Annotated in this window: 19 protein-coding genes; 14 read left to right on the plus strand and 5 right to left on the minus strand. The window is 58.5% G+C overall.

Going from position 1 to position 26021, the window contains the following annotated elements:
- Nucleotides 1-9: 9 nt before the first annotated feature.
- From msbA to F3J41_RS02815, 6 genes are all read left to right on the plus strand, one after another.
- Entirely contained in the window at nt 10-1758 is a 1749-nt protein-coding gene (gene msbA / locus F3J41_RS02790) for a lipid A ABC transporter ATP-binding protein/permease MsbA (RefSeq protein WP_021508343.1), read from the plus strand.
- Nucleotides 1755-2756 carry a tetraacyldisaccharide 4'-kinase gene (lpxK, locus tag F3J41_RS02795; protein ID WP_166709875.1) on the plus strand — a complete coding sequence of 334 codons (1002 nt, stop codon included), beginning with the start codon at nt 1755-1757 and terminating at the stop codon, nt 2754-2756. The genes msbA and lpxK overlap by 4 nt, the downstream gene beginning before the upstream one ends.
- A gap of 20 nt (nt 2757-2776) precedes the next feature.
- Entirely contained in the window at nt 2777-3994 is a 1218-nt protein-coding gene (locus F3J41_RS02800; protein WP_166709877.1) for a winged helix-turn-helix domain-containing protein, read from the plus strand.
- Nucleotides 3995-4072: 78 nt separating this feature from the next.
- Entirely contained in the window at nt 4073-4255 is a 183-nt protein-coding gene (locus F3J41_RS02805) for a Trm112 family protein (protein ID WP_010618270.1), read from the plus strand.
- Nucleotides 4252-5001, plus strand: coding sequence for a 3-deoxy-manno-octulosonate cytidylyltransferase (gene kdsB, locus F3J41_RS02810; protein ID WP_058757760.1), 750 nt, complete (start codon nt 4252-4254; stop codon nt 4999-5001). Before F3J41_RS02805 ends, kdsB begins: the two co-directional genes overlap by 4 nt.
- 109 nt (nt 5002-5110) lie before the next feature.
- Nucleotides 5111-6004, plus strand: coding sequence for a YcbJ family phosphotransferase (locus F3J41_RS02815; RefSeq protein ID WP_058757759.1), 894 nt, complete (start codon nt 5111-5113; stop codon nt 6002-6004).
- On the opposite strand, the gene elyC is transcribed toward F3J41_RS02815, so the two are convergent.
- A complete protein-coding gene (gene elyC / locus F3J41_RS02820) occupies nt 5984-6769 on the minus strand; it encodes an envelope biogenesis factor ElyC (RefSeq protein WP_021508338.1) in 786 nt (261 codons plus the stop codon). The genes F3J41_RS02815 and elyC overlap by 21 nt on opposite strands.
- A gap of 124 nt (nt 6770-6893) precedes the next feature.
- Between elyC and cmoM the strand changes: the two genes are divergently transcribed.
- From cmoM to F3J41_RS02855, 7 genes are all read left to right on the plus strand, one after another.
- Entirely contained in the window at nt 6894-7664 is a 771-nt protein-coding gene (cmoM, locus tag F3J41_RS02825) for a tRNA uridine 5-oxyacetic acid(34) methyltransferase CmoM (RefSeq protein ID WP_058769552.1), read from the plus strand.
- An 11-nt stretch (nt 7665-7675) separates the two neighbouring features.
- Entirely contained in the window at nt 7676-8998 is a 1323-nt protein-coding gene (gene mukF / locus F3J41_RS02830) for a chromosome partition protein MukF (RefSeq protein WP_021508336.1), read from the plus strand.
- Nucleotides 8979-9707 carry a chromosome partition protein MukE gene (gene mukE / locus F3J41_RS02835; protein ID WP_031279857.1) on the plus strand — a complete coding sequence of 243 codons (729 nt, stop codon included), beginning with the start codon at nt 8979-8981 and terminating at the stop codon, nt 9705-9707. The genes mukF and mukE overlap by 20 nt, the downstream gene beginning before the upstream one ends.
- Nucleotides 9704-14170, plus strand: coding sequence for a chromosome partition protein MukB (gene mukB, locus F3J41_RS02840; protein WP_058780807.1), 4467 nt, complete (start codon nt 9704-9706; stop codon nt 14168-14170). The genes mukE and mukB overlap by 4 nt, the downstream gene beginning before the upstream one ends.
- A 156-nt stretch (nt 14171-14326) precedes the next feature.
- Complete coding sequence (gene ldtD, locus F3J41_RS02845; RefSeq protein ID WP_166709879.1) at nt 14327-16129, plus strand: L,D-transpeptidase; 1803 nt, start codon at nt 14327-14329, stop codon at nt 16127-16129.
- Nucleotides 16130-16317: 188 nt separating this feature from the next.
- Nucleotides 16318-16869 carry a YcbK family protein gene (locus F3J41_RS02850; protein ID WP_031279855.1) on the plus strand — a complete coding sequence of 184 codons (552 nt, stop codon included), beginning with the start codon at nt 16318-16320 and terminating at the stop codon, nt 16867-16869.
- A gap of 36 nt (nt 16870-16905) precedes the next feature.
- Nucleotides 16906-17535 (plus strand): MBL fold metallo-hydrolase, encoded by a 630-nt coding sequence (locus tag F3J41_RS02855; RefSeq protein WP_021508331.1) that lies wholly within the window; start codon nt 16906-16908, stop codon nt 17533-17535.
- Nucleotides 17536-17568: 33 nt separating this feature from the next.
- Here F3J41_RS02855 and F3J41_RS02860 read toward each other — a convergent pair whose 3' ends face one another.
- The 4 genes from F3J41_RS02860 to pncB all read right to left on the minus strand — a co-directional run bounded on the left by F3J41_RS02860 (nt 17569) and on the right by pncB (nt 23152).
- Nucleotides 17569-18759: an amino acid aminotransferase gene (locus F3J41_RS02860; protein ID WP_021508330.1), complete on the minus strand. Its 1191-nt coding sequence runs from the start codon at nt 18757-18759 to the stop codon at nt 17569-17571.
- A 200-nt stretch (nt 18760-18959) separates the two neighbouring features.
- Nucleotides 18960-20090 carry a porin OmpC gene (gene ompC / locus F3J41_RS02865; RefSeq protein WP_058780805.1) on the minus strand — a complete coding sequence of 377 codons (1131 nt, stop codon included), beginning with the start codon at nt 20088-20090 and terminating at the stop codon, nt 18960-18962.
- Between the two features lie 300 nt (nt 20091-20390).
- Complete coding sequence (asnS, locus tag F3J41_RS02870) at nt 20391-21791, minus strand: asparagine--tRNA ligase (RefSeq protein ID WP_031279853.1); 1401 nt, start codon at nt 21789-21791, stop codon at nt 20391-20393.
- Between the two features lie 155 nt (nt 21792-21946).
- Nucleotides 21947-23152, minus strand: a complete 1206-nt coding sequence (pncB, locus tag F3J41_RS02875; protein WP_058780857.1) for a nicotinate phosphoribosyltransferase — start codon at nt 23150-23152, stop codon at nt 21947-21949.
- A gap of 245 nt (nt 23153-23397) precedes the next feature.
- Between pncB and pepN the strand changes: the two genes are divergently transcribed.
- Nucleotides 23398-26013 (plus strand): aminopeptidase N, encoded by a 2616-nt coding sequence (gene pepN, locus F3J41_RS02880; protein ID WP_166709881.1) that lies wholly within the window; start codon nt 23398-23400, stop codon nt 26011-26013.
- Nucleotides 26014-26021: the final 8 nt, after the last annotated feature.

A 26021-nucleotide genomic window follows, 5' to 3' on the forward strand; every position in this document is an offset into this window, starting at 1 on the left:
GAATAAATAATGCATCAAGACAAAGACCTCTCAACGTGGCAGACATTTCGCCGACTCTGGCCGATGATTGCACCGCACAAGGCTGGCCTGATTGTGTCCGCCGTTGCGCTGATACTCAATGCGGCAGGCGACACCCTAATGCTCTCCCTGTTGAAACCTTTACTGGATGATGGTTTCGGCAAAGCCGACAAATCCGTTCTGCTGTGGATGCCGCTGGCGGTCATCGGCCTGATGCTGATCCGCGGCGTAACCAGTTATATCTCCAGTTACTGTATCTCATGGGTCTCCGGCAATGTGGTGATGAATATGCGTCGTCGCTTGTTCGGCCACATGATGGGCATGCCGGTTGCGTTCTTCGATCAGCAGTCAACCGGTACGCTGCTGTCGCGGATTACCTACGATTCTGAACAGGTGGCCTCTTCCTCCTCCAGCGCGCTGGTGACGGTGGTACGCGAAGGCGCATCGATCATTGGCCTGTTCATCATGATGTTCTACTACAGCTGGCAGCTTTCACTGATTCTGATCCTGCTGGCGCCGCTGGTCTCTTTTGCCATCCGCACCGTATCCAAGCGTTTCCGCAGCATCAGTAAAAATATGCAGAACACCATGGGGCAGGTAACCACCAGTGCTGAGCAGATGCTGAAAGGGCACAAAGAAGTACTGATTTTTGGCGGACAGGAAGTAGAAGCTGAGCGTTTCTCGCAGGTGAGCAACAAAATGCGCCAGCAGGGGATGAAACTGGTTTCGGCCTCTTCGATTTCCGATCCGGTAATCCAGCTGATCGCGTCGCTGGCGCTGGCTTTTGTGCTGTATGCGGCCAGCTTCCCGAGCGTGATGGATACCCTCACTGCCGGTACCATCACCGTGGTGTTCTCGTCGATGATCGCCCTGATGCGCCCGCTGAAATCGCTGACCAACGTCAATGCCCAGTTCCAGCGCGGCATGGCGGCCTGTCAGACGCTATTCACTATTCTGGATAGCGAGCAGGAGATCGACAACGGCAAGCGCGAAATCACGCGTGCGAAAGGGGACGTTGAATTCCGCAACGTGACCTTTACCTATCCGGGCCGCGACATTCCGGCGCTGCGTGATATTAATCTCACGCTGCCCGCGGGTAAAACCGTGGCGCTGGTGGGCCGTTCCGGCTCGGGTAAATCCACCATGGCCAGCCTGCTGACGCGTTTTTACGATATCAACGAGGGCGAGATTCTGCTGGATGGCCACGACCTGCGGGAATACACCCTGCGCTCGCTGCGTAATCAGGTGGCGCTGGTCTCGCAGAATGTCCATCTGTTCAATGACACTATCGCCAATAACATCGCTTATGCGCGCAACGGTGAATACACCCGCGAGCAAATCGAGCAGGCGGCGACCATGGCGCACGCCATGGACTTCATCAACAAGATGGATAACGGTCTCGATACGGTCATTGGTGAAAACGGCGTGCTGCTGTCTGGCGGCCAGCGTCAGCGTATTGCCATTGCCCGTGCGCTGCTGCGTGACTGCCCGATTTTGATTCTCGACGAAGCCACTTCGGCGCTGGATACCGAATCCGAACGCGCCATCCAGTCGGCGCTGGACGAGTTGCAGAAGAACCGCACGTCGCTGGTGATTGCGCACCGTCTCTCCACCATTGAAAAGGCCGACGAAATCGTGGTGGTCGAGGATGGACGAATCGTGGAACGCGGCACCCATGAGGTGCTGCTGGCGCAGAAAGGCGCTTACGCGCAGCTGCACAAACTGCAGTTCGGTCAATGATTGAACGTATCTGGAGCGGACGCTCGCCGCTGTGGCTGCTGTTGTGGCCGCTGAGTCTGCTGTATGGCGCCATTACCTTGCTGATTCGCCTGAGCTATCAGCGCGGCTGGCGTACCCGCTGGCGCGCGCCCTGTCCGGTCATTGTCGTTGGCAACCTGACCGCAGGGGGCAACGGTAAAACACCGCTGGTGATTTGGCTGGTGCAGGCGCTGCAACAGCAGGGGCTGCGTCCGGGTGTGGTGTCGCGCGGTTACGGCGGTAAAGCGGAACGCTATCCGCTGCTGGTCAATCAGGATAGCGCGACGGAACAGGCTGGTGATGAACCGGTGCTGATCGCCCAGCGCACCCAGGTGCCGGTGGCAGTGGCACCGCAGCGCCGGCTGGCAATCGAGGCCCTGCTGGCGGCGCATCCGCTGGATGTGATTGTGACGGATGATGGCTTGCAGCACTACGCGTTAGAGCGCGATCGCGAAATCGTGGTGGTGGATGGCGTGCGTCGCTTTGGCAACGGCTGGTGGTTACCGGCCGGACCGATGCGTGAACGCGCATCGCGGCTGGAGCAGGTTGATGCCGTGGTAGTCAACGGGGGCAGCGCGCAGGCTGGCGAGATCGCCATGACGCTGCAGCCGGGTCTGGCGGTCAATCTGCTGACCGGCGAACAGGCTGCGCTGACGCAGCTGCCGCCAATTGTCGCGATGGCCGGCATCGGTCATCCGCCGCGTTTCTTCACTACGCTACAGCAGCAGGGCGTGCAGCCGGTGGCAGAGATTGCCTTTGCCGATCACCACGCTTATAGCGAAGAAGAGTTACGCAGCCTGACTCAGGATGCACAGTGCCTGCTGATGACGGAAAAAGATGCGGTCAAATGCCGCCATTTTGCCCGCGCTAACTGGTGGTATCTGCCGGTGGATGCGCATCTGGCGGGCGCGCCGCTGGCCGCATTGCTGGCCGATCTGACGCAACTCTGTACGGCTGCGCGCGACGCCCGGTCGCGCTAACCATTCAAAGGGACGACGTAATGACCAGCACGCATTCCCTCTCTCTGCAAACCGCCCGCAACCTGCACCTCTCTGCCCAGGGCCTGCTACGTCCGCCGCGCCGTCAGGCGCGTTTTGCTGATATTCACGCCTGTGTGCGGCAGATGTCGCTGCTGCAAATCGATACCATTAATGTGGTCGCGCGCAGTCCGTATCTGGTGCTGTTCAGCCGCCTGGGCGCTTTTCCTGCTGAGTGGCTGGAGCAAACGCTGGCGGCGGGCGCACTGTTTGAATACTGGGCGCATGAAGCCTGTTTTATCCCTTTTGAAGATTATCCGCTGCTGCGTCACCGCATGCTGGCACCGCAGCGCCTGGGCTGGAAATACAATCAGCAATGGGTGGATCAGCATCAGCAGGAGATCGCCGATCTGCTGCAACATATCGCCGCCACCGGTCCGGTTCGCGCCGCTGATTTTGCCAGCGATAAGCACACCAAACCCGGCTGGTGGGCGTGGAAGCCGCACAAGCGACATCTGGAGAACCTGTTTAGCGCCGGTGAGCTGATGGTTGTCGAGCGCCGTAACTTCCAGCGCGTCTACGATCTGCGTAGCCGGGTGATGCCGCACTGGCGCGACGAGCAGCATGCGCTGAGCGAGAACGAGGCGGTGATGCAGATGCTGGAGCACAGCGCGCGCAGCCTCGGCATTTTCCGCGCCAGCTGGCTGGCCGATTACTACCGGCTGAAACGCGCGCCCATTGCACTCTGGCTGGCGCAGGCCGCTGAGCAGGGAGTGATTCAGCGCGTTGAGGTTGAGCAACTGGGCGAGATGTGGCTGCACCATACGCTGCTGCCGCAGTTGGCGCAGCCGCAGGGCGCCACACACAGCGCGCTGCTGTCACCGTTTGATCCAGTGGTATGGGATCGCCGCCGCGCGCTTGAGTTGTTTAATTTTGACTACCGCATCGAGTGCTACACGCCAGAGCACAAACGCAAATACGGCTATTTTGTCCTGCCGCTGCTGCACCGCGGCGCACTGAAAGGGCGCGTCGATGCCAAAATGGATCGCCAGGCGCAGCGCCTGATTCTGCGGGCCTTCTGGCTGGAGCCCGGCGTGCGCGTGAGCCAGCAGTTTCTCGCCGATGTGCATAAAGCCATTAACCGCTTCGCCGCCTGGCAGGGCGCCAGCGAAGTGGTGCTGGAAAACGCGCCTGATGCGCTGCGGGCCGCCTGGTCCACGCACTGGCACGTCAGCATATAAGCCGATGGCGGCGCGCCGTCCCTGATTGCGCTATGGTATGCTAATCCTCTGACGTATCGGTCCTGAAAGGAGAAAAGTATGGATCACCGTTTACTTGAGATTGTGGCCTGTCCGGTCTGCAACGGAAAACTGTATTACAATAAAGAGCAGCAGGAGTTGATCTGCAAACCCGACGGCCTGGCGTTCCCGGTGCGTGACGGTATTCCGGTATTGCTGGAAGTAGAAGCGCGCACCCTGTCCGTTGAAGAGATTCATCCATGAGTTTCGTGGCGATTATTCCGGCACGCTACGCCTCCACGCGCCTGCCGGGCAAACCGCTGCTGGATATTCACGGTAAACCGATGGTGGTGCACGTGATGGAGCGTGCACGCGAGTCCGGCGCCGAGCGGGTGATTGTGGCCACCGATCATCCTGACGTGGCGGCGGCGGTGACCGCTGCCGGCGGGGAAGTCTGCATGACGCGCGCCGACCACCAATCTGGTACCGAGCGCCTGGCCGAGGTGATTGAAAAGTATCAGTTTGCTGACGATACCATCATCGTGAACGTGCAGGGCGATGAGCCGATGATTCCGGCGGAGATTGTGCGTCAGGTCGCGGACAATCTGGCCCAGGCGGATGCCGGCATGGCCACGCTGGCGGTACCGATTCACGAGGCAGAAGAGGCGTTCAATCCCAACGCGGTAAAAGTGGTCACCGATGCCAGCGGCTATGCGCTCTATTTTTCACGTGCGACCATTCCGTGGGATCGCGAACGTTACGCGCAGTCGCGTGAGCAGATTGGCGACACGCTGCTGCGCCACATCGGTATCTATGCCTATCGCGCCGGTTTCATCCGTCGCTATGTGGCATGGCAACCCTGTGCGCTGGAGCAGATCGAGTTGCTGGAGCAGCTGCGCGTGCTGTGGTACGGCGAAAAGATTCACGTGGCGGTAGCGGCCACCGTGCCGAGCGTCGGTGTGGATACGCCGGACGATCTGCTGCGCGTGCGAGAAGCGATGCAGGCATAATCGTCAGCGGCCAGCGCCCCGGCTGGCCGCAAAGTTTGATCTGGCGCTAAGTTTTGCGCCGTCATGACCTCCAGGATGGTGCAATGAGTTAACTCCGGAGGACTCTTCCATGGAACAACTCCGTGCAGAACTGGCGCTGGTGCTGGGCGAAGGCGTCAGCCGGCTGGAAACCATCAGCGAACAGGCACAATCGCGTCTTTACGCCCTCTATGATGACCACGGCAAGCCGATGCCGCTGGTGGCCAAATATTTTCGTCATCAGGGACGCGCCGCGCTCGAAGCGAAAAAACTCACCATGCTGGCGCATGAAGGGCTGATTACGCTGCCCACGGTGTACGGCCTGGTTTTGAGTCAGCAACCGCCGGCGCATGAAATGCTGCTGCTGGCGCGCTTAAATGGCGTATCGGCCGAAGCGCCGGCGCGCACGGCAGCGCGCTGGGAGCAGCTGTGTGAACAGATTGTCGAAGGGCTGCTGGCGTGGCACCGCATTGACAGCCATGGCCTGGTCGGCAGCGTTGACAGCGTGCAGGAAAATCGCTGGCCGGCATGGTATCGCCAGCGGGTGGAGGTGCTGTGGTCCACGCTGGGCTATCTGTCGCCCCCCGGATTTACCCACGCCGATCGTCAGATTCTGTTCCGCAGCCGCGAACAACTGGCGCAGCTGTTTGTCGGCTTTGACGACCCGTGCGTGCTAATGCACGGCAATCTGCGTCTCGCCAGTATGCTGAAAGACCCGCACAGCGATCAGCTGGTGGCGATGACCCAGCCGGGCACCATTTTGTGGGCCCCGCGTGAGTATGAGCTGATGCGCCTGGCGGAAAACGGTGCTGAAGCATCGCTGCTGCAGCACTATTTACAGCGTGCGCCGGTGGATGAAGGTTTCGTCTGGCGCCGCTGGCTCTATCAGCTGTGGGATTGCGTTGACACGCTGGTCAGCAGCGGCCAGTTTGACCGCCCGCGCTTTGACCATGCCCGCGCGCAGCTACTCCCCTGGCTCGGCTGAAGGTTCGCCACTGCCGCGCAGCCGCTGCCAGATCAGCCCCAGCGTTTCGTACACCGCGCGCTGGCTATGGCTGAGCCACAGCGGCGAGGGCAGCGTGCGATCCCAGACGCTGATCGGTGAGGTGATCGCCAGCTGGTTAGCCGGTGCCGGTAGCGGATTCAGGCCGGCGCTCTGGAAAAAGTGCATGGCGCGTGGCAGATGGTTGGCAGACGTCACCAGTAAAAACGGATGCTGCCCGATGGTCTGCTTCACCGCCAGCGCTTCTTCGCCGGTGTCATGTGGCTGATCCAGCACGATAATGGCATCGTCGGGCACGCCAAGGCTGCGCGCCACGTCAGCAGCAACGCTGGCGTTGCTGCGCGGATTGTAGCCCGCAGCGGCACCGGTGAAGATCATTTTGGCCTGAGGATAGCGTCGCCACTGGCGAACGCCTTCGGTCACGCGCGGCAGGCTGTTGTTCAGCAGGTTGGAGCTCGGTGCCCACTGCCGGTTATAGGTGTAACCCCCGCCCAGCACCACGATATAGTCCACCGGCTCGCTGCCATTCCACGTGGCATACTGGTTTTCCAGCGGGGCCAGCAGCCGATCGGCCACCGGTTGCAGACTCAGCAGTAACAGCATCAGCCAGCTCAATGAGATAAGGATTTTGCCGCTTTTTTGCCAGCGGCTGAACCAGAGCAGTAAAAGTCCTGCCGCCATAAGCGTTAACAGCAATGGCAAAGGCAGTAGCATCGCGCCAATCCATTTTTTTAAGGCAAAAAACATCGAAAAAGTCTCCTTTTGTCCGAAAAAACAGCAGCCAGACAGTTACTGCGGCATGAAAGGTTCATTCTTGTCGAGCCTGTGACAAAATAGCACAAGTTGAATGCAGCAAAGCGGAGCCATCACCATGCAGGATCGTAACTTTGACGATCTGGCGGATAAATTCTCGCAAAATATTTATGGCACCCGTAAAGGCCAGGTGCGTCAGGCGATCATCTGGGATGAGCTGAACGCCATTCTGCCGACGCTGCCCGCCGGCCCGCTGACGGTGCTGGATGCCGGTGGTGGCGTCGGTCAGATCTCCAGCGGCCTCGCCGCGCAGGGGCATCAGGTACTGCTGTGCGACCTGTCGGGCGAGATGCTTAAACTGGCCGCCGCCCATGCGCACAGCGCAGGTGTGAGCCACAACATGCAATTCAAACAAATTAGCGCACAGCAGGTTGGCGAACATTTGGATAAGCCGGTGGATCTGGTATTGTTTCACGCTGTGCTTGAGTGGGTGGCGGATCCGCTGGCGGTGCTGCAGGCGCTGTGGCATACGCTGAAACCCGGTGGTGTGCTGTCGCTGATGTTTTATAACGCGCACGGCCTGACGTTCCGCACCCTGACGCTCGGCAATTTCGGCTATCTGCGCGCCAACATGAACAAGCGCAAAAAACGCACGCTGTCACCGGATTTCCCCCGCGATCCTGACGATGTACAGCGCTGGCTGACGCAGTGCGGATTTATTACCGAGCAGCGTGCCGGTATCCGCGTGTTCAGTGACTACATGAAGCCGCAGCCCGGCGCCGGGAAGAGCGTTGAGGAAATTATTGAGATGGAACGGCGCTACTGTCGTCAGGAGCCCTTTTTGAGTTTAGGGCGCTATATCCACGTGACTGCGCGCAAACCCAGGTAGAAGGATCAACTATGAGCGAATTTTCCCAGACGGTCCCCGAACTGGTGGCATGGGCGCGCAAGAATGACTTTTCCCTTGCGCTGCCGGTAGAACGTCTGGCGTTTTTGCTGGCGATCGCCACCCTCAACGGGGAGCGCATGGACGGCGAGATGAGTGAAGGTGAGCTGATTGACGCCTTTCGTCACGTCAGCAAAGCGTTTGAACAAACCCACGAAACCATTCAGGTCCGTGCCAACAACGCCATCAACGACATGGTGCGTCAGCGCCTGCTTAACCGCTTTACCAGCGAGCTGACCGAAGGTCACGCCATCTATCGTCTGACGCCACTGGCGATCGGCATCACCGACTATTACATCCGCCAGCGCGAATTTTCCACGCTGCGCCTGTCGATGCAGCTATCGATTGTCGCGCAGGAGCTGAAGCGCGCCGCCGACGCCGCCGAGGAAGATGGCGACGAATTTCACTGGCACCGCAACGTCTTTGCGCCGCTGAAATATTCGGTCGCGGAAATCTTCGACAGCATCGACATGACGCAGCGCCTGATGGACGAACAGCAGCAGGCGGTGAAAAGCGATATCGCCGATCTGCTGAATAAAGACTGGCGCGCGGCCATCTCCAGCTGTGAGCTGCTGCTGTCGGAGACCTCCGGCACGCTGCGCGAACTGCAGGATACGCTGGAAGCGGCAGGCGACAAGCTGCAGGCTAACCTGCTGCGGATTCAGGACGCCACGCTGAGCAGCCCGGATCTGGGCTTTGTCGACAAGCTGGTGTTTGACCTGCAAAACAAGCTTGATCGCATTATCAGCTGGGGCCAGCAGGCTATCGATCTGTGGATCGGTTACGACCGCCACGTGCACAAATTTATTCGTACCGCCATCGACATGGATAAAAACCGCGTGTTCGCGCAGCGTTTACGCCAGTCGGTGCAGAACTATTTCGATCAGCCGTGGGCGCTGACCTACGCCAATGCCGACCGTCTGTATGACATGCGCGATGAAGAGATGACGCTGCGTAACGACGAGGTGATGGGCGAGCTGCCGCCGGAGATGGAGTACGAAGAGTTTAACGAAATCCGCGAGCAGCTGGCGGCGATGATTGAAGAAGCGCTGCAGATTTACAAGCAGCAGCAGAAGCCGCTGCATCTCGCCACGGTGATGCGTGACTATCTGGCGCAGTATCCCCGCGCGCGCCACTTCGACCTCGCACGCATCGTCATCGATCAGGCGGTGCGACTCGGCGTGGCCGAAGCCGATTTAGCCGGTCTGCCTGCGGAATGGCAGACCATCAATGATTACGGAGCCAAGGTGCAGGCACATGTCATCGACAAATATTGAACAAGTGATGCCGGTCAAACTGGCGCTGGCACTGGCAAACCCGATTTTTCCCGCGCTCGATAGCCAGTTACGCGCCGGCCGCCACATTGGTATTGAAGAGCTGGATAATCACGCTTTTCTGATGGATTACCAGCCGTTTCTGGAAGAGTTCTATGCGCGCTACAACGTTGAGTTGATCCGCGCACCGGAAGGTTTTTTCTATCTGCGTCCGCGCTCAACCACGCTGATCCCGCGCTCGGTGCTGTCCGAGCTCGACATGATGGTGGGTAAAATTCTCTGTTATCTCTACCTGAGCCCGGAGCGGCTGGCCAATGAGGGCATTTTCACCCAGCAGGAGCTGTACGACGAGCTGCTGTCGCTGGCGGATGAAAGCAGGTTGCTGAAGCTGGTTAACCAGCGATCCACCGGGTCGGACCTGGATCGCGCCAAACTGCAGGAGAAGATGCGTGCGTCGCTCAGCCGTCTGCGCCGTCTCGGCATGGTGTGGTTTATGGGCAACGACAGCAGCAAGTTCCGCATCATGGAGTCCGTTTTCCGCTTTGGTGCGGATGTGCGCAGCGGTGACGATGCACGTGAAGCGCAGCTGCGCCTGATTCGTGATGGTGAAGCGATGACGCTGGAGAACGCACCGGTCGCCAGTGAGAGCGACGAGGCAGAAAATGACAGCGAACACGACGCGAGCGAGCGCGCGGAGGATGAACAGGCATGATTGAACGCGGTAAATTTCGATCGCTCACGCTGATCAACTGGAACGGTTTCTTTGCCCGCACCTTTGATCTGGATGAGCTGGTCACCACGCTGTCCGGCGGTAACGGTGCTGGTAAATCGACCACCATGGCGGCGTTTGTTACGGCACTGATTCCGGACTTAACCCTGCTGCATTTCCGTAACACCACCGAAGCCGGTGCCACATCCGGCTCGCGCGACAAGGGCCTGCACGGCAAACTGCGCGCGGGCGTCTGCTATGCGGTGCTGGACGTGGTCAACTCGCGCCATCAGCGCGTGGTGGCTGGCGTGCGCCTGCAGCAGGTGGCCGGGCGCGATAAGAAAGTCGACATCAAGCCGTTCAGTATTCACGGGCTGCCGACCGATACGCTGCCAACCGATATGCTGACCGAAATTCTCGGCAGCCGTCAGGCGCGCGTGCTGCCGCTGGCAGAAGTGAAGGAGCGGGTGGAAGCGCAGGAGGGCGTGCAGTTCCGCCAGTTCAGCTCGGTCACGGACTACCACGCCATGATGTTTGAGCTCGGCGTGGTGCCGCGTCGTCTGCGCACCGCCGGCGATCGCAGCAAATTCTACCGTCTGATCGAAGCCTCGCTGTATGGCGGTATCTCCAGCGCCATTACCCGCTCGCTGCGCGATTACCTGCTGCCGGAAAACGGCGGCGTGCGTAAAGCGTTCCAGGATATGGAAGCGGCGCTGCGCGAAAACCGCATGACGCTGGAAGCGATTCGCGTCACGCAGTCGGACCGCGATCTGTTTAAGCATCTGATCTCTGAAGCCACCAGCTACGTTTCTGCCGACTACATGCGCCACGCCAACGAGCGTCGCATCCATCTCGACGGTGCGCTGCAGCTGCGTAACGAGCTGTTCACCAGCCGCAATCAGCTGGCATCGGAACAGTATCGTCACATCGAAATGGCGCGCGAACTCTCTGAGCACAACGGCGCAGAGAGCGATCTGGAAACCGATTATCAGGCGGCGAGCGATCACCTTAATCTGGTCCAGACGGCGATGCGTCAGCAGGAGAAGATCGCGCGTTACGACGCCGATCTGGAAGAGCTGACTTATCGTCTCGAAGAGCAGAATGAAGTGGTGGCCGAAGCGCGTGAGGTGCAGGAAGAGAACGAAGCGCGTGCTGAAGCGGCGGAAATTGAAGTCGACGAGCTGAAAAGCCAGCTGGCCGATTTTCAGCAGGCGCTTGATGTGCAGCAAACCCGCGCCATTCAGTATCAGCAGGCGCTGCAGGCGCTGGAAAAAGCGCGGGCGCAGTGTCAGCTGCCGGACCTCACCATCGACAACGCCGCAGAGTGGCAGGAAACCTTCCAGGCGCGCGAAGAAGAGGCCACCGAACGGCTGCTGCGCCTGGAGCAGAAGCTGAGCGTGGCGGAAGCGGCGCACAGCCAGTTTGAACAGGCGCTGGCGCTGGTCACCAGTATTGCCGGCGAGGTAAGCCGGCAGGATGCGTGGCAGGTCGGGCGCGAATTGCTGCGCGATGCCGCTAACCAGCGCCATCATGCCGAGCAGCTCTCTTCGCTGCGTCTGCGTCTCAACGAACTGGAAACCCGCCTGCGTGAGCAGCATGACGCCGAACGTCTGCTGGCCGACTTCTGTAAACGTCAGGGCCAGCAGTATGACGCTGACGCGCTGGAAGGTCTGCAGCGTGAACTGGAAGCGCAGATAGAGCAGCTGAACGAAAGCGTGGCCGACGCCGGTGAACGCCGCATGCTGATGCGCCAGGAGCTGGAGCAGCTGCGCGAGCGCATCACTGCGCTGACCGCGCGGGCACCGCACTGGCTGGCGGCGCAGGAGATTCTCACCCAGCTGAGCGAGCAGACCGGCCAGACGCTGAGCAGCAGCCAGCAGATCACCGAATATATGCAGCAGCTGCTGGAGCGCGAGCGTGAAACCACCGTCGAGCGTGATGAAGTGGCGGCGCGCAAGCGTGAAGTCGAGCAGCAGATTGCGCGGCTCAGCCAGCCGGGCGGGGCGGAAGATGCGCGCCTGACCCAGCTGGCGGAGCGGTTTGGCGGCGTGCTGCTGTCAGAAATTTACGATGACGTGACGCTGGATGATGCGCCGTACTTCTCCGCGCTGTATGGCCCATCGCGTCACGCCATTGTGGTACCGGACCTGTCGCTGGTGCGCGAGATGCTCGACGGCCTGGAAGAGTGTCCGGAAGATCTCTATCTGATCGAAGGCGATCCGCAGTCGTTTGATGACAGCGTCTTTAGCGTTGACGAGCTGGAAAATGCGGTCGTTGTCAAAGTGGCGGAGCGCCAGTGGCGTTATTCGCGCTTCCCGAAAGTGCCGCTGTTTGGTCGCGCGGCGCGGGAAAATCAGCTGGAGCTGTTGAACAATGAGCGCGACCAGCTGGCCGAACGTTTTGCCACACTGTCGTTTGACGTGCAGAAAACCCAGCGTCTGCATCAGTCGTTTAGCCGCTTTATCGGCAGCCACCTGGCGGTGGCCTTCGACGAAGATCCGGAAGCGCAGATGCGTCAGCTCAACAGCCGTCGGGGCGAGCTGGAGCGTGCGCTGGCGCAGCACGAGAATGACAACCAGCAGCAGCGTGCCCAGTTCGAGCAGGCAAAAGAGGGCGTGGCGCAGCTCAACCGCCTGCTGCCGCGCGTTAACCTGTTGCTTGACGACTCGCTGGCCGACCGCTGCGAAGAGATTCGTGAGCGGGTGGAAGAGGCCCAGGAAGCCGCGCGCTTCCTGCATCAGCACGGCGCGAAACTCAGCAAACTGGAGCCGCTGGTGGCGGTGTTGCAGAGCGATCCGCAGCAGCACGAACAGCTGACGCGTGATTATCAGCAGGCGCAGCAGCAGCAGCGCGAAGCGCGTCAGCAGGCATTTGCCCTGACCGAAGTGGTGCAGCGCCGCGCGCACTTCAGCTATGAAGATTCGGCCGGCATGCTGACCGGTAACAGCGATCTCAACGAAAAACTGCGCCAGCGTCTGGAGCAGGCGGAAGGGGAACGCAGCCGCGCGCGCGAACGCCTGCGCGAACATCAGGCGCAGCTGACGCAGTATTCCCAGGTGCTGGCGTCGCTGAAGAGTTCCTACGACGCCAAGCGCGACATGCTGAAAGAGTTGCAGCAGGAGATGCAGGATATTGGCGTGCACGCCGATGCCAGCGCCGAGGAGCGCGCGCGCAGCCGGCGTGACGAACTCTACACGGCGCTCAGCCACAACCGTGCGCGTCGCAATCAGCTGGAGAAACAGCTCACCTTCTGCGAAGCCGAGATGGATAGCCTGCAGAAGAAACTGCGCAAGCTGGAGCGTGATTATCACCTGATGCGTGAGCAGGTGGTCAGCGCCAAAGCGGGCTGGTGCACCGTGCTGCGTCTGGTGAAAGAGAACGGCGTCGAGCGCCGTCTGCATCGCCGCGAACTGGCTTACCTGAGCGGCGACGAGCTGCGCTCGATGTCGGATAAAGCCCTCGGTGCGCTGCGCCTGGCGGTTGCGGATAATGAACACCTGCGCGATGTGCTGCGCATGTCGGAAGATCCAAAACGGCCGGAGCGCAAGATTCAGTTCTTTATCGCCGTCTATCAGCATCTGCGTGAACGTATCCGTCAGGACATTATTCGTACCGACGATCCGGTTGAAGCCATCGAGCAGATGGAGATTGAGCTGAACCGTCTGACCGAAGAGCTGACGGCGCGTGAGCAGACGCTGGCGATCAGCTCGCGCAGTGCGGCCAATATCATCCGCAAAACCATTCAGCGCGAGCAGAACCGCATCCGTCAGCTGAACCAGGGCTTGCAGGCGGTGAGCTTTGGTCAGGTGCGCAGCGTGCGGCTGAACGTCAATGTACGCGAAACGCACGCCATGCTGCTGGATACGCTGTCGGAAGAGCATGAACAGCATCAGGATCTGTTTACCAGCAATCGTCTCACGTTCTCGGAAGCGCTGGCGAAGCTGTATCAGCGTCTCAATCCGCAGATTGATATGGGCCAGCGCACGGCGCAGACCATCGGTGAAGAGCTGCTCGACTACCGCAACTACCTTGAGATGGAAGTGGAAGTGAACCGCGGCTCAGACGGCTGGCTGCGCGCCGAAAGCGGGGCGCTGTCGACCGGTGAAGCGATCGGTACCGGTATGTCGATTCTGGTGATGGTGGTGCAGAGCTGGGAAGAGGAGTCACGGCGTCTGCGCGGTAAAGATATTTCACCGTGCCGCCTGCTGTTCCTCGATGAAGCCGCGCGTCTTGATGCGCGCTCCATCGCCACGCTGTTCGAACTGTGCGAGCGTCTGGAAATGCAGCTGGTGATCGCCGCGCCGGAGAATATCAGTCCGGAAAAAGGCACCACTTATAAGCTGGTACGTAAAGTCTTTAACAATACGGAGCATGTGCACGTGGTCGGACTGCGCGGTTTCTCCGCCGATCCGACGCCGGTGAAACAGGAAAATCCCGGCGCAGGCGTGGCCACTGAAAATAGCTAGCAGCAAATCTGGTTAAAAATTCAGGCTGCGGTTAATCTGTAAACGGCATCGGCCCTGCGAGGCGGATGCCGTTTTTTATTTTATACTCAACCATAAGAGTACAGGCGGTACACGGCGTTTTCAGGATGCTGTGTCTTTGGTAAGAAGGGGGCAGGGATGTTGCTGAACAAGAAGAGCAGAGTTAATCGTGCTGCAATAGCACTCAGTTTGTCACTGATGGCGGCACCGCTGGCTATCAGCCAGGCGGCAGACGTCGGCGCGCTGCCGCATAGCACGCTGTCAGTGGCCGCCAGCCAGCAGCAAATTCAGCAGGCATTTAGCCCCAGCGAACGACCCTTTTATCTGCCCGGCCTCGCCGGCATCTATGCGGCACGCAACATGGCGCCGCTGTGGCAGGATCGCGATGCCGTGCAGGCTTTTCAGCAGCAGCTGGCAGAAGTGGCGCTCTCCGGCGTACAGCCGCAGTTTACCCGCTGGGTAGAGTTGCTCACCAATCCGGATATTAAAGGCTTCGCGCGGGACGTGGTGCTGAGCGACGCTATGCTTGGCTATCTGCAGTTTGTCGCTAACGTACCGACCCAGGGCGAAACCTGGCTGTACAGCAATGTGCCGTACAAACTGACCATGCCGTCACTCTCCGCCATCAATCAGTGGCAAAACGCGGTGAACGGCGGCGGCAGCCGCGCCTTTGTGGTGTCGCTGCAGCCGCAGCATCCGCAGTACGCACCGATGCACAGCGCGTTAAAAGCGTTGCTGACAGATAACCGGCCGTGGCCGCAGCTGCGCGATAAGGGCACGCTGCGCCCGGGTCAGATCAGCGATGATGTGCCGGCGCTGCGTGAGATTCTGCAGCGCACCGGGATGCTGACCGGCACGCACAGCGCGACGCCCACGCCAGCCGACGATGCCGTCCCGACGGCGCCGCAGCCGGTGAGTCAGAGCGATCAGCCCGTGGCCGTCAGCCCGTCGGCCACCATCGTCAGCGATCTGCCGGCGCAGGTACCGCAGGCCAGCGGCAACATCAGCACGGTCACTCCGGCTGCCAGCAATAATGTCTACGACAACACGCTGGTGGAGGGGGTAAAACGCTTCCAGCACTGGCAGGGACTGGCCGACGACGGTGCCATCGGCCCGCGTACCCGCGAGTGGCTGAATGTTTCGCCGCAGATGCGTGCGGCGCTGCTGGCGCTGAATATTCAGCGTCTGCGTCTGCTGCCGGATGACATGCACAACGGCATCATGGTGAATATTCCCAACTATTCCCTGACCTACTACAACAACGGCAATACCATTCTGTCCTCGCGGGTGATTGTCGGTCGTCCGGACCGCAAAACGCCGCTGATGCGCAGCGCGCTCAACAATGTGGTGCTCAATCCACCGTGGAACGTGCCTACCACACTGGTGCGCCAGGATATCGTGCCGAAGGTGAAGCAGGATCCGAGCTATCTGTATAAGCACGGCTACACGCTGCTGTCGGGCTGGAGCGCCGATGCGGAAGTGATCGATCCGTCGATGATTGACTGGCACATGGTGTCCGCCGCCAGTTTCCCGTATCGCATTCGTCAGGCGCCGGGTGCCAGCAACTCGCTGGGCCGCTATAAATTCAACATGCCGAGTTCAGACGCAATTTATCTGCACGACACGCCGAACCATGGCCTGTTCCAGCGTGATATCCGCGCGCTCAGCTCCGGCTGCGTGCGCGTCAACAAAGCTTCTGAACTGGCCGATCTGCTGTTGCAGGACGCGGGCTGGAACGACAGCCGTATCTCTGACACGCTGAAGCAGGGCGATACGCGTTACGTGCCGATTCGCCATCGCATTCCGGTCAATCTCTACTACCTTACGGCCTGGGTGGCGGATGATGGCCAGCCGCAGTATCGTACAGATATTTACAATTATGATAACCCGGCGCGCTCCGGCAGCCAGGTGCTGACCAAAGCGGGGCAGCTGCTGCTCTAAGCGTTGATTTCCCTGTTATCCTTTCCTCAAAGAAAATGGCAAGACCGGTCTGGAAAATTGATTTCAGATCGGTTTTGCGCATTCTGTGACAGATTGCGGGTTGACTGCTCTCCAGGCTGCGGTTACTGTTCGGCCTTGTGTACTTTTTGCACATATTTTTATCGTTTTAGATTAGGTAACCCCGCTTCATGGCTAATTTTGATTCTCAACGTCGTCGTTTATTGCTGCTGGGTGGCGCAGCGGCTGGATTGTCACTGCTGCCGGGTGCAGCGCTGGCGTCAGTTTCCACCTCCCGCCCCCGGGTATTAACGCTCAGTAACATGCATACCGGTGAAACCCTCAAAACTGAGTTTTTTAACGGTAAGAGTTATGACAAGGATGAGTTAGCTCGCTTAAACCACTTCTTCCGCGATTACCGCGCCAATCAGGTTAAACACATCGATCCGCATCTGTTTGACCAGCTGTATCGTTTGCAGACGCTGCTCAACACGCGCAAACCGGTGCAGCTGATCTCCGGCTACCGTACGCTGGCGACCAATAATATGCTGCGTGAATCGGGCCCTGGCGTGGCTAAACACAGCTATCACACCAAAGGGCAGGCGATGGATTTCCACATTGAGGGCATTTCTCTGAGCAATGTTCGCAAAGCGGCGTTATCTATGCGCGCCGGTGGTGTAGGATATTACCCGCGCAGCAACTTCGTACACATTGATACCGGGCCTGCAAGGCACTGGTCCTGATACCGGCAGCGCTGCGTGTGTCGGTCATGGAGCGCTATGAATTACCTGATTATTCCGGTCACCGCCTTTTCACAGAACTGTTCCGTTATCTGGGATGACGAGACGCAACAGGCTGCGCTGGTTGATCCCGGCGGCGATGCCGAAACCATTATTGCCGTGCTGGCGGAGCGAGGCTTAACGCCGTCGCAAATCCTGCTGACCCACGGCCATCTCGATCACGTCGGTGCCGCTGCGGAACTGGCGCAGCACTATCAGGTGCCGATCGTCGGGCCGCAGCCAGCCGATGCCTTCTGGCTCGATAACCTGCCCACTCAAAGCCGGATGTTTGGTTTGCCGGAGTGCGCGCCGCTGACGCCAGATCGCTGGCTGGAAGAGGGCGAAACGGTACAGCTGGGCAACGTGACGCTGGAAGTGCTGCACTGTCCAGGGCATACGCCTGGCCATATCGTGTTCTTTGACCGTGCTGGCCGTCTGCTGATCTCAGGTGATGTGATTTTTAACGGTGGCGTCGGGCGCACCGATTTTCCGCAGGGCAGCCACAGCGATCTAATCGCGGCCATCCGGGATAAACTTCTGCCGCTGGGTGATGATGTGACGTTTGTCCCTGGCCATGGCCCGATTTCCACACTCGGCCACGAGCGCGTCAGTAATCCTTTCCTGCAATAAAAAAAATGGGCCATCAGGCCCATTTTTCGTTGGTTACAGCACCGCGACGATGGCTTCGCACAGCGCCGACATATTATCCGGCGTCATGCCTGCCACGTTAACGCGACCGGAATTCACCGCATACACGCCAAACTCTTCACGCAGACGCACCACCTGATCTTTGGTCAGACCGCTGAACGAGAACATGCCGTTCTGTTTGATGATGAAGCTGAAATCGCGCTGTGCGCCTTTCTCCGCCAGGGTATTCACAAACAGCTGGCGCATGCGCTGAATGCGCTGGCGCATGTCGGTCAGCTCCTGCACCCAGATGGTACGCAGCGCGTCGTTACCGAGAATGGTGGCGACCACGGCAGCACCGTGCGACGGCGGGTTAGAGTAGTTGGCGCGGATGCTGTATTTCACCTGGCTGAATGCTGTCTTCGCCACGTCGGCCGTTGCCGCTACCAGCGTCAGCGCACCGACACGCTCGTTGTACAGACCAAAGTTTTTCGAGTAGGAGCTGGCGACGATCAGTTCCTGATGGGATGCGGCGAAAATGCGCAGGCCTTCAGCATCTTCATCCAGACCGCGTGCGAAGCCCTGGTAGGCGAAATCGAACAGCGGCAGCCAGCCTTTCTCCAGCGACAGCTGCGCCAGCTGTTGCCACTGGTCAGCGGTAGGATCGATACCGGTCGGGTTATGGCAGCAGCCGTGGAACAGCACCACGTCGCCCGCCTGCGCTTCCTGCAGCGAGGCCAGCATGCCGTCGAAGTCGAGGCTGTGGGTCGCCGCATCGTAATACTGGTAATCACACACTTCCAGACCAGCGGCGTTGAACACGTTTTTGTGGTTCGGCCAGCTGGGATTGCTCACCCAGACGCGTTTGACGTTGGTTTGCGTAGCGAGGAAATCCGCGGCGACGCGCAGCGCACCGGTGCCGCCCGGCGTCTGCGCGGTGCAGGCGCGGCCAGCGCTAATCAGCGCGTTCTCTTTGCCAAACAGCAGTTCCTGCGTGCAGCGCGCGAAATCAGCCAGACCATCAATGCTGAGGTAGTTTTTGGTGGTCTCGTTCTCCAGCAGATACTGCTCAGCTTTTTTCACACTGGTCAGCACCGGCGTTTTGCCGGTTTCATCTTTATAAACACCAATGCCAAGATTGATTTTATTCGGGCGGTCGTCGGCGCGAAACAGGTCAGCCAGTCCCAGAATAGGATCGGCTGGTGCGGCAGAGATTGATTCAAACATGAGTCAGTTCCGTTAGGGTGAACTTTAGCAAAATGAGCTATCAGGTTAACGTCAGACGCAACGCTTGCCAACCGCTGACATAAAAAAGAAATAACTGTGGCGTATAAAGTAATGGCGCTAATCGGGAGCCCGATCACTGAAATGCAAAACGGAGCCCGAAGGCTCCGTTTCTGAGGTGTTACGCAGTTCGAATCGGCAGATTAGAACTGGTAAACCAGGCCAACGCCAACCACGTCGTCGGTAGAAGTACCGGTAGCGCGGGTGAAGTCGTTGTCGTCCAGCAGGTTGATTTTGTAGTCAACGTAGGTGGACATGTTTTTGTTGAAGTAGTAGTAGGTACCGATTTCGATATATTTAACCAGGTCAGCATCGCCGCCAGCGAAGGTTGAGCCGTGGCCTGTCGCGCCGTTCAGGTCCTTGCCTTTAGACTGCAGGTAAGCGATGGATGGACGCAGACCGAAGTCGAACTGGTACTGAGCAACCACTTCGAAAGCCTGCGCTTTGTTGGCAGCGAAGTTGAAGTCAGGGCCGGTAGCGCCAGTGCCGTCGTTGTTATTGCCATATTGAGTCAGGTTACGTGACTCACCGTAGAAGGCTGCCAGGTAAACATTGTTCGCGTCATATTTCAGACCGAAGCCGTAGGCACTTGCTTTATCACCGTTGCCATCAGTTGCCTGCTGGTCAGTACGGTCAGAGTTGAAGTATGCACCCACTGCGCTGATGCCCATGCCAGTGTCATAGGACAGAGAGGTACCCCAGCCATCACCATTATCGTAACGAGGGCCACGACCTTCGTTTTTGCCCTGATACTGAACAGCGAATGCCAGACCGTCAACCAGACCGAAGAAGTTGCTGTTACGGTAAGTCGCCAGGCCGTTAGAACGACCGGCCATGAAGTTGTCGTTATCCTGATACAGGGTATCATCACCAAACACTGGCAGCTGGTCAGTGTAAGACATTGCGTCGTACAGAACGCCGTAGTTACGACCGTAGTCGAATGAGCCTGCATCACCAAATTTCAGACCGGCGAAGCCCAGACGGGTTTTAGAACCAGAAGTGCCTTCAGATTCAGCAACGTTAGCCTGTACGTTGTATTCCCACTGGCCGTAACCGGTCAGCTGGTCGGTAATCTGAGTTTCACCCTTGAAGCCGAAACGAACGTAAGATTTGTCGCCGTCTGAGCTTGAGTCATCAGAGAACTGGTGACGCGCATCAACTTTACCGTAGAGGTCCAGTTTGTTGCCATCTTTGTTATAGATTTCTGCTGCGTTTGCTGCACCGGCAGCTAACAGAGCAGGGATAACCACTGCAAGAATGTTGCGCTTCATCATTATTTATTACCCTCATTGGAGTTATTTGGACATCTGCCACTGCCGTCAAGAAACCTTTACGGGAACCTTGAAAGAAGTTTGATGTCTCCTGTGTCTGCACGCATCTTTCCATCACGGGGTTGCTAATTCTAGCCCGAAAATGATTCAATTCTCGTAATTACGTATCAAAAAGCAAAATTGTATTACAATTTGTAAAATATCGGGAACTTTGTGAGAGAACTCAAAATTTACAAAAATAAAAAAAGGCCGGCAGGGCCGACCTCAATATATATATGAATTTCTTATATTTAATCTTAAATCTTAGAAATTCGCGTTACGTGGCGTGCGTGGGAACGGGATAACGTCTCTTACATTTTGTACACCGGTGACATAGGCGATCAAACGTTCGAAACCTAAACCGAAGCCGGCATGCGGTACGGTGCCATAGCGACGCAGGTCACGATACCACCAGTAATCTTCTTTATTCAGGCCCATTTCAGCGAGACGCGCATCCAGCACATCAAGACGCTCTTCACGCTGGGAACCGCCGATGATTTCACCGATGCCCGGTGCCAGCACGTCCATCGCCGCCACGGTTTTACCGTCGTCGTTCATACGCATGTAAAACGCTTTGATATCTTTCGGGTAGTTCTTCACCACCACCGGCGCTTTGAAGTGTTTCTCCGCCAGATAACGCTCGTGTTCGGAAGAGAGATCGACGCCCCATGACACCGGGTTCTCGAAGCTCTGACCGCTTTTCAGCAGAATGTCGACGGCGTCGGTATAGTCTACCTGGGCGAAATCCGTGGTGATGAAGCGCTCCAGACGGGCGATGGCCTCTTTATCCACGCGCTCGGCGAAGAACGCCATATCGTCAGCGCGCTCTTCCAGCACCGCTTTAAACACATACTTCAGCATCGCTTCCGCCAGGGCAGCCGCATCATCCAGCGTGGCGAACGCCACTTCCGGCTCCAGCATCCAGAATTCCGCTAAGTGACGGCTGGTATTCGAGTTCTCGGCACGGAACGTCGGGCCAAAGGTATACACTTTGGACAGCGCACAGGCGTAGGTCTCGGCGTTCAGCTGGCCGGAAACGGTCAGGAAAGCCTCTTTACCAAAGAAATCTTTATCGAAATCGACTTTGCCCTGCGGGTCGCGCGGCAGGTTTTCCAGATCCAGCGTTGAGACGCGGAACATCTCGCCGGCACCTTCGGTGTCAGAGGCGGTGATCAGCGGCGTGGAGACCCAGAAATAGCCGTTTTCATGGAAGAAGCGATGCAGCGCCTGCGCCAGCGTATGACGTACGCGCGCCACGGCACCGACAATATTGGTGCGCGGACGCAGGTGCGCCACTTCGCGCAGGTATTCGATGCTGTGACGTTTAGCCGCCATCGGATAGGTATCCGGATCGTCCACCCAGCCGGTGACTTCAACCTGGGTCGCCTGCAGTTCGAATGCCTGGCCTTCACCCGGCGACTCCACCACTTTACCGGTGACGATCACCGAACAGCCGGTGGTCAGACGCAGCACTTCATCCTGATAATTATTCAGAGAATTATTGACGACGGCCTGAACGGGATTAAAGCAGGAACCGTCATAAACGGCGATGAAGGAAAGACCGGCTTTGGAATCTCTTCGGGTACGTACCCAACCACGTACGGTGACTTCACTGTCAACCGCGACACGGCCGTGCAGTACATCCGCTACAGGCACTACGCTCATAAAAATCTCTCTATATAAATGAAGATGGAGTGAAATAAGCCCCATTCCGGGGTTTAGCTATGTTACTTGCGAGCCACCAGGAAACAAGCAAAATTGCCGGGGAATAAAGAGATTTTCTGGCGCAGAGCAGGGCGCAGGCACCCTGCTCAGGCCGATTAGCTGGCGCGTTTGACCAGCGGCAGGTCGAAGGCTTTGCGCAGGGCGCGCACGAAGGCTTTATCCTGGCAGATGGTTTTACCGGGACTGTCGGAGAGTTTGGCCACTGGTTTACCGTTGCAGCTCACCAGTTTGATCACGATATTCAAAGGCGTGACGCCGGGAATATCGCAGGTGAGGCGGGTGCCGATGCCAAATACCACGTTCGCGCGCTGACCGAAATGACGATACAGCGCCAGTGCTTTATCGAGGTTGAGATTGTCGGAGAACACCAGCGTTTTGCTGAGCGGATCGATATTCAGCCGCTGATAATGCGCAATGGCTTTTTCTCCCCACTCCACCGGATCGCCCGAATCATGGCGCAGGCCCTGATAGCGATGGGCAAAACCGGGGCCGAAATCACGCAGGAAGGCGTCCATCGTGATGCAGTCGGTCAGGGCAATGCCGAGCTGGTTATCGTACTCATCCAGCCACGACTGCAGCGCCGCGCGCTGGCTGTTGGCCAGTACCGGGCTGATCTGCTGATGTGCCTGGAACCATTCGTGTGCCTGGGTTCCGACCGGGTTAAGCTGCAACCGGCGCGCCAGATCGTAGTTACTGGTGCCCAGCAGCCACGGGAATTCGTTTTTCAGCGTGCTGACAATCGCTTCCTGCACCGCGCGCGAATAACGACGGCGCGTGCCAAAGTCCATCAGCTGGAAGCGCGACATATCGAGATCGCCCACCTGCTCACGGAAGTGCACCAGCTTCTGCTGCAGATGCGCCACCGCCTGTTCCGCGCCGCTTTCCGGCGTCCGGTGGCGGTGTACCACTTCGCTGATCAGCGCCAGCAGCGGCACTTCCCACAGAATCACTTCACGCCACGGGCCGCGAATCTGAATGCGCAGATGCCCGTGATCGTCGCGCACCTCAACCTGCGAGGCATCGAAGCGGAACTGGCGCAGCCAGTCGAGATAATCCTGCTGGAAAAACGGTAAGCTGCTGAGGTAACGATATTCGTCATCGCTCAGCGCCAGAGATTGCATGGCAGTAATGTGCGTGCGGATGGCGTCGGCATACTGGCCGAGCTGCTCATCGCTGCGGCAGCGAAATTCTGCCGTTACCGGGACATCGTAGTAACGATGATAAACGGCCTGCTGCATGTGAAGCTTATAGGCATCGGTATCAAGCAGCGTGGTCAAAATCGGGGAAGCGTGTCCAGTCATGGTGCGTTTCAGCATCCTCTTCCGCGGAGCAGAGCCCGGTATTCAACAAAGTCATAAAGACGCAGGAGTATAAAACAGTAATCACCGCGATCACACCATAATTGCAGGTGACAGGTCGAGGGTCATTTGTGCCATTGTTAATGAATTGTAGACTTTTGGCGCAACGCACGCATTGTGCGTGGCAACCCGGGCGCAACCCGCTTAGACTCTGAGGGTTGACTATATTAACGATGCGAGAAGGATTTATGACGCAACAGCCGCAAATTAAATATCGCCACGACTACCGGGCGCCGGACTACACCATCACCGATATCGACCTGACGTTTGATCTTGATGCGGCCACCACGCGCGTCACCGCCGTCAGTCAGGTAAAACGCCTTGGCGCGCAGCAGGCTGAACTGCGTCTGGACGGTGAGGCGCTGACGCTGCTGTCGCTGGCGGTGGATGGCAATCCGTGGCCGCACTACCGCGAAGAGCAGGGCGCACTGATCATCAGCCAGCTGCCGGACAACTTTACCCTGACCATCATTAATGAAATCCATCCGGATAAAAACACCGCGCTGGAAGGGCTGTATAAATCCGGCGAAGCGCTCTGCACCCAGTGTGAAGCCGAAGGCTTCCGGCATATCACCTGGTATCTCGATCGCCCGGACGTGCTGGCGCGCTTCACCACCACCCTGATCGCCGACGCGGCTAGCTATCCGTACCTGCTGTCCAACGGCAACAAGCTGGCGAGCGGTCAGCACGAGGATGGTCGTCACTGGGTGAAATGGCAGGATCCGTTCCCGAAACCCTGCTACCTGTTTGCGCTGGTCGCCGGCGATTTCGATGTGCTGCGCGATAGCTTTACCACCCGTTCCGGCCGTAACGTGGCGCTGGAAATTTTTGTCGATCGCGGCAACCTGGACCGCGCGGACTGGGCGATGACCTCGCTCAAAGCCAGCATGAAGTGGGACGAAGAGCGGTTCGGCCTCGAATATGACCTCGATATCTTTATGATCGTCGCGGTGGACTTCTTCAACATGGGCGCGATGGAGAATAAAGGCCTCAACGTCTTCAACTCCAAATATGTGCTGGCTAAAGCGGAAACCGCTACGGACAAAGACTATCTCGGCATTGAAGCCGTGATTGGTCACGAATATTTCCACAACTGGACCGGCAACCGCGTGACCTGCCGCGACTGGTTCCAGCTCAGCCTGAAAGAAGGGCTGACGGTCTTCCGCGATCAGGAGTTCAGCTCCGATCTCGGCTCGCGCGCGGTCAACCGTATTGATAATGTGCGCGTGATGCGCGGCGCGCAGTTCGCCGAGGATGCCAGCCCGATGGCCCATCCGATCCGCCCGGATCAGGTGATTGAAATGAACAACTTCTACACCCTGACGGTGTATGAGAAGGGTTCTGAAGTGATTCGCATGCTGCACACGCTGCTGGGTGAAGAGCAGTTCCAGCAGGGGATGCAGCTCTATTTCGAGCGTCACGATGGCAGCGCCGCCACCTGTGATGATTTCGTGCAGGCGATGGAAGATGCCTCCAACGTCGATTTGTCACAGTTCCGCCGCTGGTACAGTCAGTCGGGCACGCCGGTGCTGACGGTGCGTGATGACTACAACCCGGAGCTGGAGCAGTACACGCTGCACGTCACGCAGCACACGCCACCGACCGCCGATCAAAAAGAGAAGCTGCCGCTGCACATTCCGCTGGATATCGAACTGTATGACGGCGAAGGCAAGGTCATTCCGTTGCAGCACAACGGTCATCCGGTTCATCACGTGCTGAACGTCACCGACGAGTTCCAGACCTTCATTTTCGACAACGTCTATTTCCAGCCGGTGCCGTCGCTGCTGCGGGAATTCTCCGCACCGGTGAAGCTCGACTATAAATGGAGCGATGCGCAGCTGACTTTCCTGATGCGCCACGCGCGCAATGACTTCTCGCGCTGGGATGCGGCGCAAAGCCTGCTGGCGACGTATATCCGCCTCAACGTGGCGCGCCATCAGCAGGGCCAGCCGCTGTCGCTGCCGCTGCACGTCGCCGATGCTTTCCGCGCGGTGCTGCTGGATGAGCAGGGCGATCCGGCGCTGATGGCGCTGATCCTTACGCTGCCGTCAGAGAACGAGATTGCCGAACTGTTCGAGGTGATCGACCCGCTGGCGATTGCCGCAGTGCGCGCGGCGCTGGTGCGCACGCTGGCGAATGAGCTGAGCGATGAGTTTTACGCGGTGTATCTCGCCAACCAGAGCAGCGACTACAAAGTCGAGCATGCCGAGATCGGCAAGCGCGCGCTGAAGAATGTCTGCCTGAGTTATCTGGCGTTTGCGGACGCGGAGCAGGCCAGCAAACTGGTGCAGGCGCAGTACGACAAAGCCAGCAACATGACCGATGCGCTGGCCGCGCTGTCAGCGGCGGTGGCGGCGCAGTTGCCGTGCCGTGATGCGCTGCTGGCGGCGTACGACGAGCGCTGGCATCAGGATGGTCTGGTGATGGATAAGTGGTTTATGTTGCAGGCCACCAGCCCGGCGGCAGACGTGCTGAGCAAGGTTCGTAGCTTGCTGACGCATCGTTCGTTCACCATGGGTAACCCGAACCGCATCCGTTCATTGATTGGCGCGTTTGCCTCGGCCAACCCGGCAGCCTTCCACGCCAAAGATGGCAGCGGCTACCAGTTCCTGGTGGAAATGCTGACCGATCTCAACCGCCGCAACCCGCAGGTGGCAGCGCGCATGATTGAGCCGCTGATTCGTCTGAAGCGTTATGATGCCGAACGTCAGGCGCTGATGCGTCAGGCGCTGGAGACGCTGAAAGGGCTGGAGAATCTGTCCGGCGATCTGTACGAGAAGATCACCAAAGCGCTGAACGCGTAAGAAAACAA

It is taken from the genome of Pantoea sp. Ap-870, from assembly GCF_011752515.1.
GTDB lineage: Bacteria > Pseudomonadota > Gammaproteobacteria > Enterobacterales > Enterobacteriaceae > Pantoea > Pantoea dispersa.

Coding starts and splice junctions, on each gene's coding strand:
- msbA (WP_021508343.1), top strand. CDS start 10: ATGCATCAAGACAAAGACCTCTCAACGTGGCAGACATTTCGCCGACTC.
- lpxK (WP_166709875.1), top strand. CDS start 1,755: ATGATTGAACGTATCTGGAGCGGACGCTCGCCGCTGTGGCTGCTGTTG.
- F3J41_RS02800 (WP_166709877.1), top strand. CDS start 2,777: ATGACCAGCACGCATTCCCTCTCTCTGCAAACCGCCCGCAACCTGCAC.
- F3J41_RS02805 (WP_010618270.1), top strand. CDS start 4,073: ATGGATCACCGTTTACTTGAGATTGTGGCCTGTCCGGTCTGCAACGGA.
- kdsB (WP_058757760.1), top strand. CDS start 4,252: ATGAGTTTCGTGGCGATTATTCCGGCACGCTACGCCTCCACGCGCCTG.
- F3J41_RS02815 (WP_058757759.1), top strand. CDS start 5,111: ATGGAACAACTCCGTGCAGAACTGGCGCTGGTGCTGGGCGAAGGCGTC.
- elyC (WP_021508338.1), bottom strand. CDS start 6,769: ATGTTTTTTGCCTTAAAAAAATGGATTGGCGCGATGCTACTGCCTTTG.
- cmoM (WP_058769552.1), top strand. CDS start 6,894: ATGCAGGATCGTAACTTTGACGATCTGGCGGATAAATTCTCGCAAAAT.
- mukF (WP_021508336.1), top strand. CDS start 7,676: ATGAGCGAATTTTCCCAGACGGTCCCCGAACTGGTGGCATGGGCGCGC.
- mukE (WP_031279857.1), top strand. CDS start 8,979: ATGTCATCGACAAATATTGAACAAGTGATGCCGGTCAAACTGGCGCTG.
- mukB (WP_058780807.1), top strand. CDS start 9,704: ATGATTGAACGCGGTAAATTTCGATCGCTCACGCTGATCAACTGGAAC.
- ldtD (WP_166709879.1), top strand. CDS start 14,327: ATGTTGCTGAACAAGAAGAGCAGAGTTAATCGTGCTGCAATAGCACTC.
- F3J41_RS02850 (WP_031279855.1), top strand. CDS start 16,318: ATGGCTAATTTTGATTCTCAACGTCGTCGTTTATTGCTGCTGGGTGGC.
- F3J41_RS02855 (WP_021508331.1), top strand. CDS start 16,906: ATGAATTACCTGATTATTCCGGTCACCGCCTTTTCACAGAACTGTTCC.
- F3J41_RS02860 (WP_021508330.1), bottom strand. CDS start 18,759: ATGTTTGAATCAATCTCTGCCGCACCAGCCGATCCTATTCTGGGACTG.
- ompC (WP_058780805.1), bottom strand. CDS start 20,090: ATGATGAAGCGCAACATTCTTGCAGTGGTTATCCCTGCTCTGTTAGCT.
- asnS (WP_031279853.1), bottom strand. CDS start 21,791: ATGAGCGTAGTGCCTGTAGCGGATGTACTGCACGGCCGTGTCGCGGTT.
- pncB (WP_058780857.1), bottom strand. CDS start 23,152: ATGACTGGACACGCTTCCCCGATTTTGACCACGCTGCTTGATACCGAT.
- pepN (WP_166709881.1), top strand. CDS start 23,398: ATGACGCAACAGCCGCAAATTAAATATCGCCACGACTACCGGGCGCCG.